General features: G+C 27.0%; 24 protein-coding genes, 1 pseudogene and 1 other annotated feature. Of the genes and pseudogenes, 7 read left to right on the forward strand and 18 right to left on the reverse strand.

What is annotated here, in order from left to right; all coding sequences use genetic code 11:
- The first annotated feature begins 206 nt into the window (after positions 1 to 206).
- The 4 genes from ABDZ71_RS02340 to ABDZ71_RS02355 all read left to right on the forward strand — a co-directional run bounded on the left by ABDZ71_RS02340 (position 207) and on the right by ABDZ71_RS02355 (position 2,951).
- On the forward strand, positions 207 to 1,088 hold the full coding sequence (locus ABDZ71_RS02340; RefSeq protein ID WP_343758464.1) for a collagen-like protein: 882 nt from the start codon (positions 207 to 209) through the stop codon (positions 1,086 to 1,088).
- Positions 1,089 to 1,249: 161 nt separating this feature from the next.
- Complete coding sequence (locus tag ABDZ71_RS02345) at positions 1,250 to 1,471, forward strand: hypothetical protein (protein WP_343758466.1); 222 nt, start codon at positions 1,250 to 1,252, stop codon at positions 1,469 to 1,471.
- Positions 1,472 to 2,052: 581 nt separating this feature from the next.
- Complete coding sequence (locus tag ABDZ71_RS02350; RefSeq protein ID WP_343758469.1) at positions 2,053 to 2,529, forward strand: hypothetical protein; 477 nt, start codon at positions 2,053 to 2,055, stop codon at positions 2,527 to 2,529.
- Between the two features lie 77 nt (positions 2,530 to 2,606).
- The gene (locus ABDZ71_RS02355) at positions 2,607 to 2,951 is read left to right on the forward strand and encodes a hypothetical protein (RefSeq protein WP_343758471.1); all 345 of its coding nucleotides are present in this window, start codon (positions 2,607 to 2,609) and stop codon (positions 2,949 to 2,951) included.
- Between the two features lie 149 nt (positions 2,952 to 3,100).
- Here ABDZ71_RS02355 and ABDZ71_RS02360 read toward each other — a convergent pair whose 3' ends face one another.
- Together ABDZ71_RS02360 and ABDZ71_RS02365 are read right to left on the reverse strand one after the other, a co-directional pair.
- A complete protein-coding gene (locus ABDZ71_RS02360; protein ID WP_343758803.1) occupies positions 3,101 to 3,328 on the reverse strand; it encodes a branched-chain amino acid transport system II carrier protein in 228 nt (75 codons plus the stop codon).
- 31 nt (positions 3,329 to 3,359) lie between these two features.
- Positions 3,360 to 3,575 (reverse strand): annotated as a pseudogene (locus ABDZ71_RS02365) (branched-chain amino acid transport system II carrier protein); the annotation flags it as partial.
- A 203-nt stretch (positions 3,576 to 3,778) separates the two neighbouring features.
- Between ABDZ71_RS02365 and ABDZ71_RS02370 the strand changes: the two are divergent.
- A complete protein-coding gene (locus ABDZ71_RS02370; protein ID WP_343758473.1) occupies positions 3,779 to 4,651 on the forward strand; it encodes a hypothetical protein in 873 nt (290 codons plus the stop codon).
- 145 nt (positions 4,652 to 4,796) lie between these two features.
- Here the strand turns inward: ABDZ71_RS02370 and brnQ are convergent, their stop codons facing one another.
- From brnQ to ABDZ71_RS02385, 3 genes are all read right to left on the reverse strand, one after another.
- Positions 4,797 to 6,143, reverse strand: a complete 1,347-nt coding sequence (brnQ, locus tag ABDZ71_RS02375) for a branched-chain amino acid transport system II carrier protein (protein ID WP_343758474.1) — start codon at positions 6,141 to 6,143, stop codon at positions 4,797 to 4,799.
- A 207-nt stretch (positions 6,144 to 6,350) separates the two neighbouring features.
- Positions 6,351 to 6,606: a binding site (T-box leader), on the reverse strand.
- A 117-nt stretch (positions 6,607 to 6,723) separates the two neighbouring features.
- The gene (locus tag ABDZ71_RS02380; protein WP_343758475.1) at positions 6,724 to 7,359 is read right to left on the reverse strand and encodes a flavodoxin family protein; all 636 of its coding nucleotides are present in this window, start codon (positions 7,357 to 7,359) and stop codon (positions 6,724 to 6,726) included.
- A 94-nt stretch (positions 7,360 to 7,453) separates the two neighbouring features.
- The gene (locus ABDZ71_RS02385; protein WP_343758476.1) at positions 7,454 to 7,741 is read right to left on the reverse strand and encodes a putative quinol monooxygenase; all 288 of its coding nucleotides are present in this window, start codon (positions 7,739 to 7,741) and stop codon (positions 7,454 to 7,456) included.
- A 283-nt stretch (positions 7,742 to 8,024) separates the two neighbouring features.
- Here ABDZ71_RS02385 and ABDZ71_RS02390 point away from each other — a divergent pair, with 283 nt between their 5' ends.
- On the forward strand, positions 8,025 to 8,351 hold the full coding sequence (locus ABDZ71_RS02390; protein ID WP_343758478.1) for a winged helix-turn-helix transcriptional regulator: 327 nt from the start codon (positions 8,025 to 8,027) through the stop codon (positions 8,349 to 8,351).
- A gap of 65 nt (positions 8,352 to 8,416) precedes the next feature.
- On the opposite strand, the gene ABDZ71_RS02395 is transcribed toward ABDZ71_RS02390, so the two are convergent.
- The 5 genes from ABDZ71_RS02395 to ABDZ71_RS02415 form a co-directional block, all read right to left on the reverse strand.
- The gene (locus ABDZ71_RS02395; RefSeq protein WP_343758480.1) at positions 8,417 to 8,968 is read right to left on the reverse strand and encodes an NAD(P)H-dependent oxidoreductase; all 552 of its coding nucleotides are present in this window, start codon (positions 8,966 to 8,968) and stop codon (positions 8,417 to 8,419) included.
- A 238-nt stretch (positions 8,969 to 9,206) separates the two neighbouring features.
- A complete protein-coding gene (locus tag ABDZ71_RS02400; protein WP_343758482.1) occupies positions 9,207 to 9,572 on the reverse strand; it encodes an HTH domain-containing protein in 366 nt (121 codons plus the stop codon).
- Between the two features lie 1,675 nt (positions 9,573 to 11,247).
- Positions 11,248 to 11,544: a hypothetical protein gene (locus ABDZ71_RS02405; RefSeq protein WP_343758484.1), complete on the reverse strand. Its 297-nt coding sequence runs from the start codon at positions 11,542 to 11,544 to the stop codon at positions 11,248 to 11,250.
- Positions 11,545 to 11,691: 147 nt separating this feature from the next.
- Entirely contained in the window at positions 11,692 to 12,402 is a 711-nt protein-coding gene (locus ABDZ71_RS02410; RefSeq protein ID WP_343758486.1) for a hypothetical protein, read from the reverse strand.
- A 30-nt stretch (positions 12,403 to 12,432) separates the two neighbouring features.
- Positions 12,433 to 12,795, reverse strand: a complete 363-nt coding sequence (locus ABDZ71_RS02415) for a hypothetical protein (protein WP_343758488.1) — start codon at positions 12,793 to 12,795, stop codon at positions 12,433 to 12,435.
- Positions 12,796 to 13,589: 794 nt separating this feature from the next.
- Here ABDZ71_RS02415 and ABDZ71_RS02420 point away from each other — a divergent pair.
- The gene (locus ABDZ71_RS02420) at positions 13,590 to 14,243 is read left to right on the forward strand and encodes a hypothetical protein (protein WP_343758490.1); all 654 of its coding nucleotides are present in this window, start codon (positions 13,590 to 13,592) and stop codon (positions 14,241 to 14,243) included.
- Between the two features lie 160 nt (positions 14,244 to 14,403).
- Here ABDZ71_RS02420 and ABDZ71_RS02425 read toward each other — a convergent pair whose 3' ends face one another.
- The 8 genes from ABDZ71_RS02425 to ABDZ71_RS02460 all read right to left on the reverse strand — a co-directional run bounded on the left by ABDZ71_RS02425 (position 14,404) and on the right by ABDZ71_RS02460 (position 22,443).
- Positions 14,404 to 16,686: a S8 family peptidase gene (locus ABDZ71_RS02425; protein ID WP_343758492.1), complete on the reverse strand. Its 2,283-nt coding sequence runs from the start codon at positions 16,684 to 16,686 to the stop codon at positions 14,404 to 14,406.
- 18 nt (positions 16,687 to 16,704) lie between these two features.
- The gene (locus ABDZ71_RS02430) at positions 16,705 to 17,823 is read right to left on the reverse strand and encodes an AAA family ATPase (RefSeq protein ID WP_343758494.1); all 1,119 of its coding nucleotides are present in this window, start codon (positions 17,821 to 17,823) and stop codon (positions 16,705 to 16,707) included.
- A gap of 340 nt (positions 17,824 to 18,163) precedes the next feature.
- Complete coding sequence (locus ABDZ71_RS02435; RefSeq protein WP_343758496.1) at positions 18,164 to 20,044, reverse strand: ATP-dependent nuclease; 1,881 nt, start codon at positions 20,042 to 20,044, stop codon at positions 18,164 to 18,166.
- Positions 20,045 to 20,255: 211 nt separating this feature from the next.
- Positions 20,256 to 20,960 carry a peptidoglycan recognition protein family protein gene (locus tag ABDZ71_RS02440; RefSeq protein ID WP_343758498.1) on the reverse strand — a complete coding sequence of 235 codons (705 nt, stop codon included), beginning with the start codon at positions 20,958 to 20,960 and terminating at the stop codon, positions 20,256 to 20,258.
- A gap of 86 nt (positions 20,961 to 21,046) precedes the next feature.
- Positions 21,047 to 21,265 (reverse strand): DUF2922 domain-containing protein, encoded by a 219-nt coding sequence (locus ABDZ71_RS02445; RefSeq protein WP_343758499.1) that lies wholly within the window; start codon positions 21,263 to 21,265, stop codon positions 21,047 to 21,049.
- A 56-nt stretch (positions 21,266 to 21,321) separates the two neighbouring features.
- Positions 21,322 to 21,549 (reverse strand): DUF1659 domain-containing protein, encoded by a 228-nt coding sequence (locus ABDZ71_RS02450; RefSeq protein WP_343758500.1) that lies wholly within the window; start codon positions 21,547 to 21,549, stop codon positions 21,322 to 21,324.
- 127 nt (positions 21,550 to 21,676) lie between these two features.
- Complete coding sequence (locus ABDZ71_RS02455; protein ID WP_425544682.1) at positions 21,677 to 21,811, reverse strand: YvrJ family protein; 135 nt, start codon at positions 21,809 to 21,811, stop codon at positions 21,677 to 21,679.
- Positions 21,812 to 21,912: 101 nt separating this feature from the next.
- A complete protein-coding gene (locus tag ABDZ71_RS02460) occupies positions 21,913 to 22,443 on the reverse strand; it encodes a sigma-70 family RNA polymerase sigma factor (protein WP_343758501.1) in 531 nt (176 codons plus the stop codon).
- Positions 22,444 to 23,576: the final 1,133 nt, after the last annotated feature.

The following is a 23,576-nucleotide window of genomic DNA, read 5'->3' on the forward strand; positions in this document are numbered from 1 at the left end:
TATAAATCAAATATACTCTAAAACTACATTCTTTATTTTTCAATAATTATTTCTAAAAAATTGTTAATTTCATATATATTTAAATTACCTTTTACTATTTTAAAGACATATTTGATGCATATTTCATATACTACATTATGCTTACAATTCTATTTATAAAAAATAAAGTAACTAACATTAAATTATTATGTGGAAGGTGATTTAACTTGAATTGCAAACACAAAAAAACAATAGTATGTGTACCAAGTTGTGGTAAGTGTACTTGTCCACCTGGCCCAACAGGACCTACTGGTGCTACGGGAGCTACAGGCGCTACAGGCGCTACTGGGTCAACTGGACCTACTGGCGCTACTGGCCCTACTGGGGCAACTGGCCCTACTGGCCCTACTGGTCCTACTGGTCTTACTGGTCTTACTGGTCCTACTGGTCCTACTGGCCCTACTGGCCCTACTGGTCCTACTGGTCTTACTGGTCCTACTGGCCCTACTGGCCCTACTGGTCCTACTGGTCTTACTGGTCCTACTGGCCCTACTGGTCCTACTGGCCCTACTGGTCTTACTGGTCCTACTGGCCCTACTGGTCCTACTGGCCCTACTGGTCCTACTGGCCCTACTGGTCCTACTGGCCCTACTGGCCCTCAATCATTAGGAGCTGTATATGTTTCAAGGAGTGATCCTACTGCTCAACCTCTTATTAATGTTGATGATACTATAGATTTTACTTCTATTAACTATATCGACATGACTTTTTTTAACCAAATAACACCTGCAGAGCTTCAGATACTTCAAGATGGAAAATATGAATTAATTTTCACAGTAACATCAACGCCTAATGACCCGAGTGGTATTAAACCTATATTTGAACCTCTATTAAGTCTGAGTGGGGTGTTAGTAAATACAATCTATGGTAATACTATTGACATGGGACTTAATACGAACCAAAAATCACAAGTAACAGGTCATGCTATTTTTACAGCTATGGCTGGTGAAGTCCTAACTATTAATAATATTACTCAAACTGGTGCTACTATACCAGCATCTGTTGCAGGAGAAAATACAGCATCTTTACAAATAATAAAAATAGGATAGATAAATAACACCTTAACTTTAAATTTTATAAGATAATGATGAATATAGTATAATTCTATTCATCATTATCTTTGTTTTATTAAAAATAAATTTCACTTAGTTAATGACCCTAATAGAAAATTTAACATATACAAGAAAATTATATAAGAAACATGAGTTCAATGCAAAAGAAGGATAAAATTTCTGCCTGTAACAAATCTGTTGAATATGACACACCTATAAAAGAATCATTAGAAACACTTGAATATTGTTTTAAATCTTTTCTTTACCATAAACCTAGAGCAGAATTTACTTTTAAAATAGGCAATTACTTTCATGATAAAAACAACTTAGAAAATGCAATATTTTCATACCAGCTAACTACCACCCTAAAAAACAGTTAATGGTTGGGGATTTTATAATGATGCTTATTGGACTTGGCTCCCTCATATTCAACTTTGTGTATGTTATGATAAACAAAGTAAAAAAAGGCTTAGCATTTAAACATAATTAAAAAGCTTTAAATTATTCTCCCAACAACAAAATTTTACTTGAAAACAAAAAATATTTTGAAAATCTAGATCTCAAATCTAAATTTTAAAAATAATCAATCATTTAAATATCTATCTTAGACTAATTTCATAGAATGTAACTTAATAAAGAATGTAGTTTTAAATATATAAAATTTAACTATAATATAAAACTATATTTTTTACTCTTTTTCAATATTCATTTTGTAGAAATTCTTATCTTTATATTTGTTTATTCTAAATATTTAAGTTAACTATTATTAATTTAAAAACATATTTTATCAATATTTCATATACTACATTAGGTCTATGATTATATTTGTAAAATAAACCAACTAACATTAGATTATTATATGGAAGGTGATTAAATTTGGATTGTAAACGAAAAAAAACAATAATTTGTATACCAAGTTGTGGTAAGTGTACTTGTCCACCTGGCCCAACAGGACCTACTGGTGCTACCGGCACTACTGGCGCTACGGGGGCTACCGGCGCTACGGGCGCTACCGGCGCTACTGGCGCTACGGGCGCTACGGGTGCTGCCGGCGCTACGGGGGCTACTGGCGCTACTGGCGCTACTGGCGCTACGGGTGCTACTGGAGCTACTGGCGCTACGGGCGCTACTGGGGCTACTGGCGCTACGGGTGCTACTGGCGCTACGGGTGCTACTGGAGCTACTGGCGCTACGGGTGCTACTGGCGCTACGGGCGCTACTGGCGCTACTGGGGCCACTGGCGCTACGGGTGCTACTGGAGCTACTGGCGCTACTGGCGCTACTGGCGCTACTGGCGCTACTGGCGCTACTGGGGCCACTGGAGCTACTGGCGCTACTGGCGCTACTGGCGCTACGGGCGCTACTGGGGCCACTGGAGCCACTGGCGCTACTGGCGCTACTGGGGCTACTGGAGCTACCGGCGCTACTGGAACTTTAGCAATAGATTCTTTATATGTTTATTACAACATTGACGCAGATCAAAATCTCGATCTGAATGATGAAGTATCTTTTAATATGGCAGGTGAAATAAATCCTCCAACTTCTTTTACTTTTACACCACCAAGTTCTGAGATTACTGTCAATGTAGAAGGTTTATATAGAATAATATATACTGCAGAAAAAGGTACTAATAACGGTGCTCTTCAAATTTATTTAGATGGTAATCCAGTACCGGGTTCAACTTATACTGCCCCAGGTAATAATGAAGTTATAGGTATTGTAGATACACTTATAGACCCTGGTCAAGTTATTACCTTAAGAAATGTTGATACCAACAATGATTTTAGAGTTCAAAGAGCAGCAACATTCTTAAATGAAAATAATGTAGCAGCTTCTATAGCTATTATGAGATTAAGCTAAAATATCTAATCACTATATTTAATAAATAAGCTGTAGACAACTATTATAGTCTACAGCTTATTTATTGATAAAAATCATGCTATTAAATTGCATTAGTTTTGAAAAAACAATAGTAAAAATCTATGAAATATATTAAGTTTAAAAATAAATTATTTTAACTTTATTTCTACCTCCTTACTCATTAATTTTTCTCTTGAAACTTTTATCACTACCCCTAAAAACATTCCCATAAAGGCTGGAACTACCCATCCTAATCCTTGGTTATAAAGAGGTAATCCACTACACAAATTAGTAACAAATCCTAATTTTATTTCTACTTGTCCTAATGAATCAACTATACTTACAAAACCTGTAAATAATATTATTAGTCCATATATAACCCTACTTTCTTTTAATAATTAATCTAATTAAATATCCTTCTAAAAATCCTTTAACAAAAGGAGAAGTCATATATTCACCAGTTGCGTCTGCATAGTTTCCTACTGGTTTAACTAAAGCTCCAACAAACATAACAGATATTAAAAGTAATAAAGTAGGTGTTAAAACTTTACCCATACGATCTACTAATTTATTTGGCGATAATGAAAGCCAATAAACTACTGTAAAAAATACAAGTGTAAATAAAATTTCTATAGTAATATATATTTAAAATCATATAAAAAAGAAAATTTGTGAATTTAAATTTTCATACCACATGGCTATAAACTCAAACAATTTATAATCATTATACATATACCTTTCATATACTGAATTAAATATAAAATCATAGTTTATATTTATTAAAATAACTAATTAACCTTGAATTGTTATCTGGAAGGTGATTAAATTTGGATTGTAAACGAAAAAAAACAATAATTTGTATACCAAGTTGTGGTAAATGCACTTGTCCACCTGGGCCTACTGGCGCTACTGGCCCTACTGGTCCTACTGGCCCTACTGGTCTTACTGGCCCAACCGGTCTTACTGGTCCTACTGGTCTTACTGGTCCTACTGGTCCTACTGGTCCTACTGGTCCTACTGGTCCTACTGGTCCTACTGGTCCTACTGGTCCTACTGGCGCTACTGGTCCTACTGGTCCTACTGGCCCTACTGGTCTTACTGGCCCTACTGGTCCTACTGGTCCTACTGGTCCTACTGGTCCTACTGGCCCTACTGGTCCTACTGGTCTTACTGGTCCTACTGGCCCTACTGGTCCTACTGGCCCTACTGGTCTTACTGGCCCTACTGGAGTAATGGGTCCAATTGTTTCTGCATTTGCTTATAGGAACTCCATTACCCCCCAAAGTATTCCTGGTGGAAGTCCTGGAGGTGCAGTTGAATTTAATGGCGGTTTAGAAACAGATATTCCTTCTGGGTCATTTAATGTTGGTGGAACTAATAGTGAATCTATAATTTCAAACGTTAGTGGAAGATTTAGAGCAATATATATAATAGAATCTGGTACTGGTCAAGGAATTCCTCAATTATTTGTTGATGATGGCATTACTGATACTCCTGTAACAGCTTCTGCTTATACCAAAAATTCAGGTGAAATTGTTGGTCAGGCTGATGTTGATTTAAATCCTGGTGATATTCTAAGGCTCAGAAATGTAGATAATCAAAATTTAGTAGTAGATGGAGCTGCAACTACTCAACTTGGTAATTTAACAACAACAGCATCTATATCTTTATTCAAACTATCTGATTTGCCTACTCCTTAAAATTTATGTTAAAAAGGTCTATCTTGTTAGTTTAAGATAGACCTTTTTTTTAATACCTTAATTAAATCAGTTTTTTAAAAAAGAAATTTTTCTTATTAATAATTTAAAACACTCTATGATCTCTTTTCTAATTTTATTAATCATTCTAATTAACTTTTCTTAATCTTTGGTCAGCTATTAATTTTTCTCTTAAAACTTTTATCACTACCCCTAAAAACATTCCCATAAAGGCTGGAACTACCCATCCTAATCCTTGATTATAAAGAGGTAATCCACTGCACAAATTAGTAACAAATCCTAATTTTATCCCTACTTGTCCTAATGAATCAACTATACTTACAAAACCTGCAAATAATATTGTTAATCCATATATAACCCTACTTTCTTTAAATAATGAATCTAACATTGCAAGAACTATAAGCATTAATGCTATAGGATATATGGCATTTAATACTGGAACTGATACTGCAAGTATTTTTGTTAATCCCATATTGGCAAGAGTCATACTAGATAAACATAATATTCTAACCCAATTTTTATAAGATACTTTATGACTTAATGTTGAAAAATATTGACTACATGAAGTTATAAGTCCCACACTAGTTGTTAAACATGCTAATGTAAATATAACTGCTAATAATACTGCTCCTGGTTTTCCATATATGTAAGTTGTAACATTTGTTAGTGTTTGAGCTCCATTTTGAGTGGCTCCAAATCTTCCTCCACTAGTTGCTCCTAAATGTGCAAGAACTGAATATATAAGTACTAGTAAAGTTCCTGCAATTATTCCTGCCTTTATAGCTGTTGAAACTACTGCTTTTTCTTCTTTTACTCCTTTAGATTTTATTGCTAATGCTATAACTATTCCAAAATTTAAAGCTGCTATTGTATCCATTGTTAAATATCCTTCTAAAAATCCTTTAACAAAAGGAGAAGTCATATATTCACCAGTTGCAGCTCCATAGTTTCCTACTGGTTTAACTAAAGCTCCAACAAACATAACAGATATTAAAAGTAATAAAGTAGGTGTTAATACTTTACCCATACGATCTACTAATTTATTTGGTGATAATGAAAGCCAATAAGCTACTGTAAAAAATACAAGTGTAAATAAAAATAATGCTAAAGTTTTTGATACACTTTGTGGTAGATAAGGTGCAACTACCATTTCAAAAGGTAAACTTCCTGCTCTTGGTATTCCTAAACAAGGTCCTATTGATAAATATATTAAAACAGTAAATACCATTGCAAATACTGGATTTACTCTTTTTGCTAAATTGCTTAATCCACCTGATTTAGCAACTGCAACTACTCCAAGTATTGGGAATCCAACTGCTGTTATAAAAAACGCCCCCATAGCTACCCATGTTTTTGCTCCTGCTGATTGTCCTAAAAATGGAGGAAATATTAAATTTCCAGCTCCAAAGAATAATGAGAAAAGCATTAGTCCTACAAGTAATAAGTCTTTGTTTGATAATTTAGTTTTATTCATTTTAAAAGCCCCCTAATAACTGTATAATTTTATCTTTTTAAAAATCTATAATACCAATCTCAATATCCACATAATCGCCTCCTATACTTCTTTAAACAATTTACATTTAAGTAAAATAATTACATAAACAAAAAATAAAATTCTAGCTATAGCCACCTATTTTATGTAAAATAATAGCTATAAAAAAATAAAAAACTCATCCCTAAAATAAGGGACGAGTTAAATCGCGTTACCACCCTAGTTCTGCAAAATATATTATAAGTATTTTACAGCTCTTAGTTACGTATCAAACAATACGCTTGTCTTTTAACGGTGAAAGACTCCGGTAAAACTTACTGGTACTAGTTTCAGTTTTACTTCTCAGAGATGATTTTCAATAATATTTTGAGCATTGACTCTCAGCAAAATGTCAACTCTCTTTAGAACAAAATAATTACATACTTTTTCTCTTCACAGAATTTATTTAAATGATTATTTTTATATATAATATACCCATAAGAAATTTTTGTCAATACTCTTTTATAATTTTTTAAATTTCTTGTCTATATATTAAATAGAATTAATTAAATAATTGTTAGTTTTATCTAATAAAATTAGTATATATTTTCTTTTCTGCTTTTGGTTCTTCTATAACGCCTTTACCATTTTCCACAAGCTTCATAAGCCAAGCCATATTTTTTCCAAGAGTTCTCATTAATTGAACTCCTTCTTTATCTTCCATTGCTTCTCCTGGTTTAGTACCATGGATAACACTCCAATAATTTCCTGTTGGCATTAACATTTCAGAGTAATTAATATAGTTATTTAATTGTTCAAAAGTAGGCATTCCACCTGAACGTCTTACAGCTACAACAGAAGCTCCCACTTTATGTCTAAAAAGATTTCCGTTAGCACCACTAACATAAAAAGCTCTATCTAAAAATGATTTCATAGTTGCTCCTATAGCTGAATAATGAACTGGTGATCCTAAAATAATTCCATCAGCCTCTTTCATTTTTTGAATCCATTCATTAACGCCATCATCTGGCAAAACACATCTTTCATTTTTGTTTTTAAAACACTGACCACATGCAATACATCCTCTAATAGCTTTATTTCCTACATGGATGATTTCAGTTTCTATACCTTCTTTTTCAAGTTCATCTGTTACTACTTTTATTCCGTGATATGTATTTCCCTCTTTTTGTGGACTTCCATTAAATGCTACAACTTTCATTTTATCTTCCTCCTAAATTTATAATATTTTTATTCAAAAATATTTCTATTTATCTAAAAAGTATTTTATACAAAACTATATTTTAAAAAATATTTTAACTAACACTTTTATATAAATGAACATCGCTATCAGTTTTTAATAATTCTCCTAGTTTAGGAACAATGCTAGTAAAATGTTCAGATTTATTATGAAGATTTATAGCTTCTTCATCTTTCCATTTTTCTATGAATGTTAAGATATTTGAGTTTTTTATATCTTCGTATAAGTTATATTCTATACATCCTTCTTCTTTTCTACTCTCTTTTATAAGTTTTAAAGCTAATGCTTTAAATTCTTCTATTTTCCCTTCCTTAACTATGTTTTTTGCAACTATATTTATCATAATAACACCCCTATATATTATTTATATTTCTTTATTTTAATCCCTATCTTTATTGTGAATTTAAATCTAAATAAAAGATTTAAATTCGTCCCTTTATATAAATTACTTTGTTTTAAAGTATAAGTCATATAAAATTCATACACAAGTACGCACTTTTTTGTTAGATACCTTACTTTTAAGTAAGATTTGTCCTACCTCCTATATTGAATGCCCAGGTATTTTGCCTTTAATTTTTAGTTATGATATAATTTTTCTGATTATTTATAAAAAAGCAGGTGAACAAATGCTTCAATACAACAATAAAAAATACGTATGTCATCTAGATCTTGCAATGGACTTAATAAGAGGAAAATGGAAAGCAGTTATAATATGTCATCTTTATAGAGGTCCTAAAAGATTTCTTAAACTTCAAAGAATTATCTCAGGAGTTAGTCAAAAAGTTTTAAATGAAAAATTAACTGAATTAGAAAAAGACGATATAATTTTTAAAACTACCTATCCTGAAGTACCACCAAGAGTAGAATACGAACTTACAGAAAAAGGCAAAGATTTATATACATCACTTAACTTATTAGAACAATGGTCTAAAAAATATTTTTCTGACTTATAAATTTAAATTAAAATCCCTTAATAAAACTAATTATCTAAAGGGATTTTAATATTAAATTTTCTATATTATAAATGAAATACTTCTTTTAAATGACTATCTAATCCCTTAGTAAACTTATCTATATCAGGATTTATAACTACATCATTACAAGAGAAACTTTTTAAGGGATTCATACCAACAAACTCTAATGTTTTATGTATTTGAACTAAAGTTTCATCAACACTTTTCCCTTGAAAAAATTCATCCTTTTTATTAAAAGAACTTTCTGGAGCATTCCAAGTAGTAGATATCATATATTTTTTATCTGTCATCAATCCACCTTTACCATAACTTTCTCCTCCTTTAAAAAATATATTATATTCAAAGACTTTATCTATATAATTTTTTAATATTGCAGGAAGACCCATCCAATATATAGGAGTTTGAAATATCACTACATCTGCCCACTTAAATTTATCTTGTTCCTCTTTTATATCATATCCATGCTGTACTATAGTGGTCTTAATTTCATACTTTTCTTTTAATGTATCAATAATCTGAGAAAATAATGTTTTATTTAATTTTCCTGGTGCATAAGGATAATACTCATGCCCATTAATTACTAAAATATTTTTCATAATATATACCTCCTATAAAATAATATAACTGATTATATTATTAGCATTTTATAGTCTCAATATTATCACTCATATTTTATGCTGTATAGAATGCACTTTTTAGTTAGTAACTATCCTTTAAGTTAGATTAATTATATAAAAAGCCTAAAAAACAATAAAGAAAGTAGAAATCTACTTTCTTTATTGTTTTATCAAATTTATATATACAATAATTTAAGGATATTTAAACAAATTGTCATTAACCTTCAATTATAGATTTAAGCTTCAACATAATTTCTTTTTCTTTTATATACTGTTTTTTTATATTTACCTTTTGTCTACCACCATTATATTTTCTTCCATCTTCTAGATTATTTATACCACCTTTTCTATATGTTGATCTCCATCTTTTCCCCGAAGAATCAATCCTATGAATTCCTAAAACTTTAATATCAAAACCCTTATCTTTAAATATTTCCTTTGATGTTTTACCTTCTTTATTTTGTTTTATAAAAATACGCTTAAATTCGTCAGTATAAGTAATTGCTTTACTAGTAACTTTTTTCACATACTTGTTTTTTGATAAAACTCTAATTTCTTCTTTTGAAAATAATTTATTACTCATTTTTCCTAACTCCTAACCTTTTATAAATTATAAAACAAATTATGTTATATACTTATATTGTTTTTATTAAAATTTATCTTTCTTTATTGGATATTATAATAAAAAAAGTTTTTATAGTAACCAACCATAAAAACTTTTTTTACAAACCATATTTATTTTTAAGACCTTTTTTGTATTTTAAATTAAAGCTATTATTAATATTTCTCTTTAAATTTTTTTAAATATAACGTAAGTTTTTTATTATATACTTCTCTATATATAATATTATTATGTTTTACTGTGTTTTTATATTAATAAAATGATTTTCTACCTTAAAATCCTTTTAATCACATTTTAAAATTTTACTATTTTTTAGTTAAAAGCACTACATTTTCTACATGAGATGTTTATTTATACTAATAATCTTTATCTATTATATCAGATTTTAATATATCTTATTATATTTTAAAACTAACTATATATATGAATACAAATATTTTATTATATCTTATTATTTTTTACTATATTTTATTTGAATTTATGCATTGGTGGAAAACGGGTGGAAAATTTCAATTTTTCCACCCATTTTTTTATAATACTAAATAACCAACCTATAGTAGTAATGATTTTTAAAAAAAATCATTACTACTATAGGTTAATACTTTCTTACTTTAAATATATAAAGTATATTTTTTATACTCTCCCAATCTTGGACAGTACTCGTCCAAGATGGACCAGCCCTGGGCTAGTACACCTGCAAGGTTGGATTAAACTTTAAAGACACATTAAACTAAGTTGGAATCTTAATAGGAATGCACATAACGGGTGGAACTGTCTTGCTACAAATCTATATGGACATGACTTTTTCTTGGAGCATGTGCATATAGCTTTATGTAGGGAGCAAGTCCACCCTCTCTTTGACCCTTTAAAATTACCATAGATTCGGTGGTGGGTGGGATGTGAAGAATAATTTTTATAGGCAAGCCAAGTAAGGCTTGTATATAATTTCATATAAAAAAAGACCACCAAAGCACTACCCTAGTTGTGCCCAAGCGGTTACCTGAAAAACAAATTGGATTGATTAGAAAGACTTATTATAGGAGCGGCTAAAGAAATGGCAGACACTCCTATAATTAGTCTTTCTTATATATACAATGTAGCTTTTTTAGGTGCTTGATTAAGGCACCCAAATAAAATGCTACTTTGACTATACTACTAGTAACACTATCAATAACAATACAAACTAATAATCATGCTTATACTTTATTAATTTAAACTATAAGATATATAATCTATTGTTAAAATTAACAATACTAATGTTACTTTTAAGCATAAAATTCACTAGGTTGGACAAGCTTTTATTTTTTTAATTTTTGCTTTGGACATGCTATATATTACACCCTATAGGAATATCAAAATAAAAAGTAATTTATAAGCTTGTCCAAAGCTACCTTCATGGGTTTATTAGACCAAAGAGGAATACCAAAACTTCCCCTTTTTAAGGGGTAAGGGGATTTAAATATAAAAAATTGGACAAGATTAAATGTTACACACTAACTTTTACAGGTAACTTTTAACCTTGTCCAATTTATCCTACTCTTCATATTTATGATATTAATATTATCAAACTTTATTATAAATAATTTACTATAAAACTCTAGTATCACTTATATATTTTCTACATACAGTATCTTCACTATATCGTTTTAAATAATCGTACTATAATTTTATCAATTTTATTTGATAAATTCTTATACACTTTTTTCATTTTATTTAGTTTATTGTAAACTACATCCTCATTATTTATAGGTGAAATCAAGTCAATATCTCCTACCACTGCTGTTGGTGAGTTATAGCCTTCTGAACATTGTTTATGACACATGTATATATCTGTACAATTATGTTCTTTATCTTTTAACCACTCTATCCTTGTATCTTTAATTGAGCATTTTTTTCTCCATTTTTCACAAATTAAATCACTATTATATTTCATTGGTCATTCTTCCTAAATTATAATAATTCCTGTTTTTATACAAAACAATATATTATAAATTATTAATTTGAAAATATAATCTTTTAAATTCCTATTTACTCCAACTGTATTACATATAGGATTTATATATAGTTTATAGTGGTTATTTTACGCACAATTATTATAAGTTCCTCTTAATTCTTTTTTTAATTTTTTTAATGATTTTTTCTTTATAGAATAATTGTTTTTTAAATTTTTTTTACTATTCTTATGGATAATTCTTAAATAATTTTTATCTTTTTCATTTTCACATAATGAAATAAAAATATTTGAAACAAAAAATAAAATTATCTCTTCTACTTCCTTAACTGTTCTTTTTATATTATCTGAATTAACATCATATGTAGAATTATCATCATGTATAACCCTACTGGAATCATTGCATAAATAACCTATTGAATATTGAAACTTTTCAAATTTATAATTTCTTATATTTTCAATAGATATTTCAAGATTATCAAGTTTTCTTTTCATAAATTTCTCTTTATCCTTCAGATATCTTGATTTAATTTTACATCTTGACAAATACTCTCTTTTACTTTCTATTTCTATAAATTCCTTTAAACATTCCATATATTTTAAATACCTTTTTTTATAATCTCTTAATAAGATAACATTTACTATTTTGTCCATTAATGGTCTGAACTGCTGTATTGCAAAGTATTTATTTTTTTTAAAATTACTTATGCAAAACTCTACCTCATATATAATTCTTTTTAATCTTTTTTTTATATTTGATGTAACTTCATTTTCATCAATTAAATCTTTTTCTATCCTCTCTAATGCACATATAAACTTTTTCATATCATTTCTTTTCATTTTTATCTCTCCTTTCTTTGCATAAAATTATCAAAATGTGCTTTCTAACATTTGATTTTCTTTTTCTTGTATTACCTTAGGATAGTATGAGATAATACATTTAACTAATTCCTTTTTACTCATAGCTATATTTTTTGATATCTCTTTAAGTCTAATGTAACGTTTTTCTTTTATTTTAAAACTATATATTCTTAACTCTCCATCTTTATGATATTCCACATATTCTAATCTTTTTATTTTCTTGTTTTTCTCAAAATCTTTTAATGCATATCTAATTGATTTATTCACTAATTTTTTTACGGAATAATCTAACTCATCTGCTATTTTTTCTAATTTATTATATTCCTTATCAAAAAGAAATATTTTAACCGACCATTCTTTTTTTTTATCCATACACTATTCTCCTTAATTAGTCATTCGTTCTTTTATATAATTATAATAGCAATTAAGTTTATTTTCAAGTTCTAGTTGCTAAATTAAGACTTTTTATTTTAAAAAAAGGGTTAATTAAACCCTTTTTTGAGTTCGTAATAAAACAAATTGGACAAGATTAAATGTTACACACTAATTTTTACATGTAACTTTTTAGTCTTGTCCAATTTATCTCATATTATCTACACATCTTATAATAATATTCACGCAAGAATATTTTATTTTTGACATATAAAATATTGGTTTTGAGTTTATATTTTAATTTGATACTTCCTTGTCGTACCAACTTCAGATAATTTTTTTACCATCAGTTCTATTATACTCTAGTTTTTGTATTATTTTACTTAAATATAATACATGTCATATTCAACTATAGTACTATGTACATTTTCTATTTAAAATCAAAATTTATCCTAAATTACAATTCAACTTTTTGTAATAGTCTAATTATTTTTTTATTGCTTGTGTAGGAAGTTCTTCTACTAAATAATTAAATAATATTTCCATCAATCTTTAAGTACAGTACACTATTTTGTATTTTTAACATACTAACTAACCTCATATAACACATACTTATTTTAACAAAATTTCGATATAATCACTCTAAATATTTACAGGTGTGCCGTCAAAATAATATTTCAGATACACTATTGACAAAACATTCATTTAGATGTATATTATTTACATACTTAAAATATTATTTTAAGTACTCTAAATAATATTTTAAGTATAATAAAATTTATGGAGGTCTTTTTATGAAAAAAATAAAACTAAGTTTTGATACGTGTGAAAATACTAAAAATTTTTGTAATTCCCTATTAGCGAGCGGATCCTTTAGTTCAAGAGGACAAATATTAGATACTCTTGTTTCAAATTATATAAAAAACGATTATCAAATTACAGTAAATGGAACATGTGCTCCTATATCTAAATTTTTAATTTCAACACCGTATATGAGAAAAGATTTTTATAATTTATCTATTTCTAATTGTAGTGTTATTTCTAAAAAATTCATATATAACCTAAACAACATTCCAAATCCCAATCTAAAAACAGATGTATTTGAATTCATAGCTGCATGTACAAAATTCATAACGTCAATATATGGTCAATATTGTAAATGTGGTTGTGTAGAAAATATTAGTATTTATTATCCCAATAATAGTTCTAACAAAACCCTCCAAGATTCTGATTATTTCCACGCTGTTTATATATTAGTAAAAAACAGAAATTCTTCTGTGAAAATATCAAGATATATGCAACTAAAACTAAAAAACAGATCCGTAGGCCCTAAAAATATCTTATGGGATGAAATACAAAACTTTCTATTAGTAAAATATAAATTACCCAAAGATGATATATATACTTTAGATTGTAAACAATTAGAGTTTTTGAATTCTAATCTATAATAATAAATTCAAATAAGGAGTAGTTAAAAGTTCTAATTCTTTCACTACTCCTTATGTATATTGTTTATCATCAAATAATTAATATCACAGATATAACTTAATTAAATAATTCTCTTAAACATCAATGTTATTTTAAAATAAATAAAAAATTATGCTTTATTTAATTTCTTACCCTTACTTGGCTTCTTAATTCTAAATCATTCATTATGTAACCATTAGTTCTTAATCCATTTATTACTTCACTATATATATCTAATGTTCCACTTTTATCTCTTATTGTAAGTATTAATACAAATTCTTGAGATATAAGATCTTCTTGATATCTCTTATGTGTATCAACTCTTAATTTCCATCCATCAGCAACTTTTATACCTCTTTTTAATTCTCTATAATAAGACTTAATTGGGCTCCATTTAAATCCATGTTCCACTTGATCAGCTTCATATTTTGATTCCCAACTTTTCTCTATTGGTACTTCAGATTTATAATCAAGTTTCCCATCAGAGTTTCTTTTATATGGTCCAAATCCAACGTCTATATTACTTCTACAGTATTCTTGTCCATAATCTTCATTCAACGGAGGATTATAAACTAATGTCATACATATTTGTCCAAAATATTTACCATTTTTAATCAATGATTCTGGATATGGAAAATCCATCAATTCAAGATGACTACCTGATACTATTTTTTGTTTAAATACAAGAGTAACTTCACTTTCACTACATAACAATATATTATTAACATCAACACCTGGAATTCCAAATCCATAATATTTTATATTGTCTTGATTATAATGAAATAAATCTCTAGCATTCATTTTTGCTGAATGAATAAGCATACCTTTTGATAATAATATATCAGTTTCATTCATTTCATCAATAATTGAAGCATATTTTCTTACAACTCTAGGAGTTGAAAAGCTAGTTCCAATTTTTTCTGTTATTTTTCCATTAATATCTAAACCTAACATACCTATCTCATTATAATTACCTGACTTTGTACAATTACCTCCATAGTCAACTACATTTGGTTTCACTATATAGTTAGCACCTGGTCCTCTTCTACTAAAAGGAGAAGGTTCATTAATTTTAACTAAAGAATTATTGGACTCTCTATGAGCTATTGAACCAACAGTAATAGCCCTTACAGAATCCGCTGGTGAAATAATCCTATCAGAATCATCACTCAATTGAGATGGCCACTGACGTAAGGGAGTACTACTTTTATTCCCACTGGCTATAAAAAATTGAACATTATATTTTTCTTGAATAGCATCGCAAAAAACCCCTAAATCAGACATTGTTTCTTTACATGTTTTCATGTCATTTCCAAAAGATAGATTCCAAATCTTAACTTTATCATGATACTTATCTACAACTTCATCAATAATTTCCATAATTTCTATTTCAGATATTCCATCTATTAAACCATGAGTAGAATCATTATTAGGTAAAGCAACTACATCAAGGAATTTAAATAATTTTTTATTTGACGTATTAATATTATTTAATATATCTCCATATTGAATAATAGAAGCAACAAATGTACCATGTGAAGGATTTATATATTCATCAGCAACATATTGTTCTCGTGAATAAATATAGTTTTTTAAATAAGGATTACTATCACTAATTCCTGTGTCTATTATTCCTATGATAGTATCCGTTTCTATTAATTTATCTGGAAGTTTAAAATTCCTATCCTCATAATCTATTTCTTTATTAACTGCATACAATCGATGAAAATAATCAATTGTTTTTATACCATTAATTTTTGATATTTTAATTATTTGATCGTAATTTTGAACTTTAACTTGCAAATATTTGACCTTATCATAGTAATTTATATTTTTTATACCTTCATCAAATCCAATATCATTTAGCTTTTTGTAAACATAATGTCTGATTAATTCGTTATCATAATCGTCTTTAAAGTCAAATAACTTTATTTTAATACTATCCTTTATTTTAAAGAATTCTTTTTTAGACTTTGCTTTGCTCCTCAAATCATCTGAAATCTTATCATCGCTATAGTAAGGAGTGATTTTTTCTATACTAGTAAGATTAGCTTTAAATAATTTTGACGGTAACCTTTGAATTTCACTTATAGTGTTTTCAACTTCATCTTTTGTAAACTTAAAATAAATTTCATCAAGATTTCCAGAACCAATTATGGGAATATTTTTACAAAACCTATCTGGTTTATAACTTTTTGCAATAGCTTCTTTTTTCATTTTTATTTTACCCATAAGTGGAAGCTTTGACGATACATTAAAAATATCTTTATAATAATCCACTGTATTTTCCAGCTGTTTAATTATAGTATTTTTTAATTTTTCATTAACATCACAAAAAAATTTAGTATTTCCCATTCCGATATTAGCTACTAAATCATTTTTCCTTTGTAATATAATCTTTACTGGTAAATTTTTTTTATCCATTTAACCACCCCCGCCTATTTATTCTTTTAACATAACTGAAATTTGACTTTTAGAAATTTTTAATATATTACTTATAACAGAATAACTAAATATCTTTTCATCTAATCCTCTTAAATATTTTATCTTTAATTTTTGTATCTGTTTTAAAGTTAAATTACTATCTATATTTATTTTAATAGTAAATATTTCATTAAATATGCTATTTATATTAAATTCATTCTCAAATATAATTGATTTCTGAATAGCCTTATTTATAACTTCCTCTATCTCTGCTCCATTCATACCTTTACATGCTAAACCAACCATTTCAAGCTCTTTATCTGTAATTTTAATAATATTTTTAATAAATAGTCTTATTAATTTTTTTCTTCCTTCTAAGTCTGGTAATACAATATTCATCTTGTAATGAAATCTTCTCCAAATAGCCTTATCTAGTAACTCTTCATGATTTGTTGCTGCAACAAGTAAAGTATTACTGCCCAACGAATCAATATTTTGTAATAAACTATTAACCACTCTTTTTAATTCACCTAATTCATTGTTGTCATCTCTTGCTTTAGCAATAGCATCAAATTCATCTAAGAATAGAACACAAGGTGTTTTTTGAGCATACTCAAATAAATTTCGAATATTTTTAGCAGTTGTTCCTAAATACGAAGAAATCATACTATCAAGCCTAGCAACAATCAAAGGCAATTCTAATTTACTTGCAATATAACTAGCACACTTTGTTTTACCACAACCTGGTGGGCCGAACATAATAAGAGTATTAGGTAAGTCTAGACCTAATGAATATAATTCATCACTTTTTTTATAACTTAATAAAAATGCATCTAATTCCATTTCATTTTTATTTGATAAAATAATAGTATCTGTATTCGACTCTGGCATAATAACATCTGCCATTGGTATTCTTGATTCAAAATCTACTGGAGTTTTTGAAATACTAGAGATATCCATGGGATTTAAAGAATTACTACTGTTTTTTTCTAATAACCCCTTTAATTTAATTGCAGCTTTATCATCTCCATCTTTTTCTAATTTTTTCATTAATAATCTTATATAATTTTCAACTTTTACTTTATCTAATTTAATTGCACCATCTATTATCTTACTTATCTCTATAAAATACTTCACTATTCTTCACCTCAATAATATTTTATAATACATAGTATCAATTGTAAAGAACGAATTTGGTTATTTATAGAATAAATCTTGTTTTTTTAGAACGTATTTTGAAAATATTCGAATTTGTTCTTCTTATTGTATTTATTGATTATTTTAATACCGACTCAAAATATTAATTGAATTTAATATAAATTAAGAAAACCAAAACATTGTTTCTCTATTTTTGCTATAAGCTTATATATTGTTCTGTATATGATTATAAACAATTGATATATTTATTCAATTTATGTCACTTTATTTAATAAAAATATGAATTATTTCTTAGTATGTTATTATGTAATAAAATTAACTAATCATTTTTAAATATAAATTTAATCAACTCTTTATAGCTATCATATACATCATCAATAGATTTAATTGTTTCAATATATGATTTTAATAATAAGGAAGCACACGTTTCAGGATTATCATCGTTACGATCAAACAATTTAACCTTTTGTCGTTTTTCAAAATTCAACACAAATTCTGTAATATTATATTTATTCATAGCATATTTGTAATCTTTACTACATTCTTTTGCAAAACAATCAAAATCAACTTTCTTTAATTCTAATCTAGACTCTTTTTTTTGACCATTAAATTTATTTTTCATTTTGTTATATCTATCAGTTGATACATTTTTCAGATCATTTTGTATTGAAATTCTGTAATCTTCAATAAATTTTTCAACTATATTTATATCTACCTTCGAAAGTCTATGTATAAAATTAGCTAAAATTTCATCATTTGAAAAAAGTACAGACTCAAAACAATAACCTTCATGCGTGTAACATTTTGAATTTTTACCTAATCTATTCTTCATTTCATTTTTAAATATATTATTAAACTTCACTGTACAAAAATCTTTATCAAATATAATAGAATACCTTTTTCTTTCAACTAACTGTGATAAGATATTCTTATAATTATCAATTTTTATTTTCAAATAATCCTTACCCCTAATATGCCAAAAAGCAATATCTCCAAAATCAATAGAATCACTCAAAATTTTATCAGCTATATCAACCACACACATTCTATTATAAATTTTTTTAATATACGCTATATCATCTTCTCCTTCTACAAAAATAATTTTATCAGCATTTTGTAGTGTTGTTAATGATGAAATAATCCCACCCATTGAATGATGTATTACATCCAAATCGCTATTTTGTACTAAAGAATATATATCCGATTTAGATTTATTATCTGAATTTATAAAAATTATTTCGTTCGGATCTAAATTTGAAACAAAATTATCATTATGGGATATAACAAATATTTGTGTATTATGAATTTTTTTTAATTCTTGTAATAATTTATTTTGAATTCTTGGGCTTATATGAGAATCTGGTTCATCTATTAATAAAATGTTTAATTCGTTATCAACAGTATCAATAGTAGAAAAAATTTCAGCTACTTGTAAAAAACCACTTCCTTGCAAAAAAATATCTAATTTTTGATTATTTATATTTACTTTCAAATCTATATATTCTTGTTGATCTTTCTTATTTTTGGTAGGTATTATAAATGAAAAATCTATTCCTAGCACCTTTTTCATATAAGTTTCAAGACGTTCTTTATTAGAATTTATACTATTAATTATTTTATTTCGTAAAACTTCATTTGATTTACCTTTTTCAATTTTCTTAATTATTTGCCCTTTGTACATATACGGTTCTTTATTTAATACATTAGATACTGGTTTAGTCTGATGAATAAACATAATGTTATCTAATTTTATATTTTTGTACTTACAATATTTTTCAAATTCACTAAATTCACTTTGATCAATCATCGTAATTCTAATATATGCATTTGGTATATTGTAGGGTTTAGTTAGTGTAAAACCTAAATCAAAATTTGATTGTAATTCATCATCAAATAATTGTAAATAAATCATGCATTCTTTTTTAGTACCATTAAAAATATCTGTATCTTGAGAAAGACGAATAAAATGTAATTCCTCAAAATTTACATATAAATTATTACCAGATTTATAAAACCCTTTTTTATTTGCTTTAACATTCAAATCATAGCATTTTTTCCAAAGTAGCATTGCTTCAAAAATTGTAGTTTTACCAATATTATTTTCTCCAACAATTACATTGAATTTTTCATTAAATGAAATAGTAGCCTTTTCATAACTTTTAAATCCATCTAACTTTATAGATTTAATTAATAACGACATATTAAATCTCTCCTATTTTTTAAGTTTTATAATATACTGTTTGAATAAGATACATTTATGTTTTAGCATAACAACGTAATTATTATACCATAATATTACTTAATTTACGTAATATTCTACAATTTACGCAAACACTAAAAATCTATATTAAGTGTTGTATATCAATACTTAATATAGATTTTTAATTAAAATACATGGAGAATTATATTTTCTACTCCCTCATAATCCTTTTCCAAGTATTCTTACCTATAATTCCATCTATCATTAGATTACAATCCCTTTGAAAACATCTAACTGCAAGTAATGTTCCATCTCCAAAGTATCCATCTGCTCCACATCTTCCTACGCTATATCCTATTTGTTTTAGTTTTCTTTGAATTGTTTTTACATTGGAATCAAATCTATTAGCATTATATTTAAGTAAATATCCTGGATAACCTGCACTACTTATCTTTTTTCTTTTTCCTGAATTACTTCCACCTAAGGATTCATTTTTTATTTTACTTAGCGGAAAGTTTTTTCCTGGGCAATCTGTTGAATTTAATTCTCTATGGCCGTATATTTTACTAATGTTATATTTATTTTTAATATAGCTTATTAACTCTTTTAAAGAGTTATATTGAGAGGCTCCCATAGTTTCTACATTGAATCTACCTTCTGTACATATTCCAATAGATACACTATTATAGCTTAAACAGTGTGCACCTATAGCATTATCCGGTCTACCTTTATAGATAGATCCATTCTTTCTTACAAAGTAATGATAGCCACAACCGCTCCATCCTTTATTTAAATGCCATGAATGTACATCTTCTATACTGCATCTAGAACTTTCTGCGTGATGAAGAATAATCATTCTAGGATTATTGCCAAAGGTAAGTCCTCTAAATCTTAAATTTGAATTTATAATATACATAATTAAGTCTCCTTTATTTTAATTTTTTATATTATTAAAGCCTCCACTTTTTAAAAAAAGTAGAGGCTTATTTATATTTAAAATGCCTATGCTGTATATATTTCTTCTGTAGTTCTTTCTATAATGTCTGCTGAATCTTTTGCAACGATTGGTGAATCAAATGCAAAGGCATCTTTTTTCTCAACCATAACATCCATTAAAGCGGATACATCTTCTTTAGTTAAATCTTCTTTAACATCACTTATAGAAAAAGAAATTTTCTTACCTTCCTCTGTTATAAACTTCATGCTTAATGTTCTATTCATCTATAAATCCTCCTCTCTTTTTCAATTAAAGATTGTTATCTAATATCTACTTTATCTTAGCCTTCCTGAACTAAAGCGCTCTTATCTACTCTGTTTATTTCTCTTACTTCATGCATTAATACTTTTTCTACTTCATTTGCTATAGTAAATAGATCTTCATCATTAGCATTAACATTAATTTTTGATATTGTTTTACGTCTTAATATCTCTTTTCCATCTTTATCTAAACCTGCAGCTAAAGTTAATACTAAATCTGAATCATTTTTATGTGCTGCTACTGCCATTTTAAAATCCCCTTTCTTTATTTGTTTTGTATTTCACCTATATATATGAATTCACTTATATATTTGTAAAAAAATAAAGGTCCTAAATTTTAAAATTTAAGACCTTCATTTTGGTGTTCCGTAGAAGCTATGACCTTTTGCTAAAATCGTTAAAAGCCTTGATTAAATCATCAAGTTTTTTTTCAATTCTAACTAAAAGATAAACACTAACCGCTACTGGGAATCCTAAATTACTGATAAGCTTTATTAAACCATCATACATATTCCCACCACCTTAAGTAGAGAACCCAAATTTATAATTTGGTGTGAAGCACTTACTCAGATGAAGTTATGAATCTGAGATACATACTTCTCTACCTATCTTTATATATGCTTTTTTAATCTATTTTGTAGTTTCTTTACTATCTTATCTTTTTTATATCTTATATTGTTATAGCTTTTGTTATGATCTCTAGCAATACTTTTAATAGTACTACCTTCAATATAGAAACTTTTTAATATCTTCTTTTCCCCTTTGCTTAGTTCATCTAAAACATTATATATTTCCTTTGTCTTTTCATAGGCTATAACTTCATCTTCTACAGTAAATTTATAAGAATATATATCTTTATCATTAGGTATTTCTGTATGATGTTTTATCTCACCTTTTAATAAAGCTTTATAGTTTTGTTTTATAGCTTTAATACAGTAAAATTTAAAACTTTCACCAGAACCCTTGTACATATTGGCCGCTTTTATAACTGATAGATATCCATGCTGAACTAAATCTTCATAACTATAACATTTAATCTTATACCTTGAAGCTTCTTTTAATATAAGAGGAACAAATCCATCTATTATTTTTTCTAAAGATTTATTATCGCCCTTCTTATATTTATTGATAAGTTCATGCATTAACGTATCACCGCCTTAAAGTTTAATTACCAATATTATACATCTAATGTTATATAAATTCATTAATTTAAACTATACTTCATATATATAAGTACCTTTCAACTTTTATAATAGAAAAAACAAATATACTTGTAGATACATTTTAAATAATATAGAATTTATAATAAAAACTAAGGAATTCATAAAAAACAAACCTTAAATTAAAGTATAAAACTTTAATTTATATAAAAAAACTTTAATCATCTAAAAATATATTTGTATTTTAATTTTATATTATATATAATTAAAGCTGTTTTAAGTTTTACATTAATCAAATTTAATATTAAATCTGATATACCTAATGTATATAATGACTATAATTGTTAATACTAAAATTAGATTAACAATTATAGTTAAGTAAATCATCGTTTTTTGCCTATTATTAGCAATGATGATATTAGTATGCCAGTATCAATGTTGATATTCATATTCATATTAATATTGATATTAACATAATTTGAAACAAACAATAATAAACAAAATAAACAAAATGAAATTATCATCTGTTTTAAAAAATCTTTTACTCTGAAAAAAAATTTTCTTAAGACTCCCCAGTCCGCAATAGAAATTTTTTTTACGGAAGTTAAAAGATTTTTTTTTATTTTTATTAAAATACGTTTCACTTAACATTCCTCCCCTGCAATATATTGTTTAACCACGTTGAACATTATACTTTTTTACCATTTTTTATGCAATTTTATTATTAATTAAATTTAATGATTAACATAACATACTAACTTATATATATTTATTATTTGAATTTACATATATAGTTTCTACTTGATATTTGTTACTTTTCAATATTAATTAGTAGTGTCAATATTTTCATATACTTTTACCTATAAGTTACTATATATAAATTACAGAAATTTATTCCATTAAAAAAAAGGCATTTAATGCCTTCTCAGTTTTTTAAGATTCTTACCATGCATATATCATTATTACTTTAAATATATTACAAAATGTAATTTATAGAAATTTTGTTAGGTAATTTAGTGTAAATATTTTTTATTAATATTGCTCTCATTGTTGACATGATAACACACTTCTATTTTTTTATATTTACTTTCATTTATATAATTAATATATTTTCC

The organism is Clostridium oceanicum, assembly GCF_039521385.1.
In the GTDB taxonomy this organism is placed as follows: domain Bacteria; phylum Bacillota; class Clostridia; order Clostridiales; family Clostridiaceae; genus Clostridium_F; species Clostridium_F oceanicum.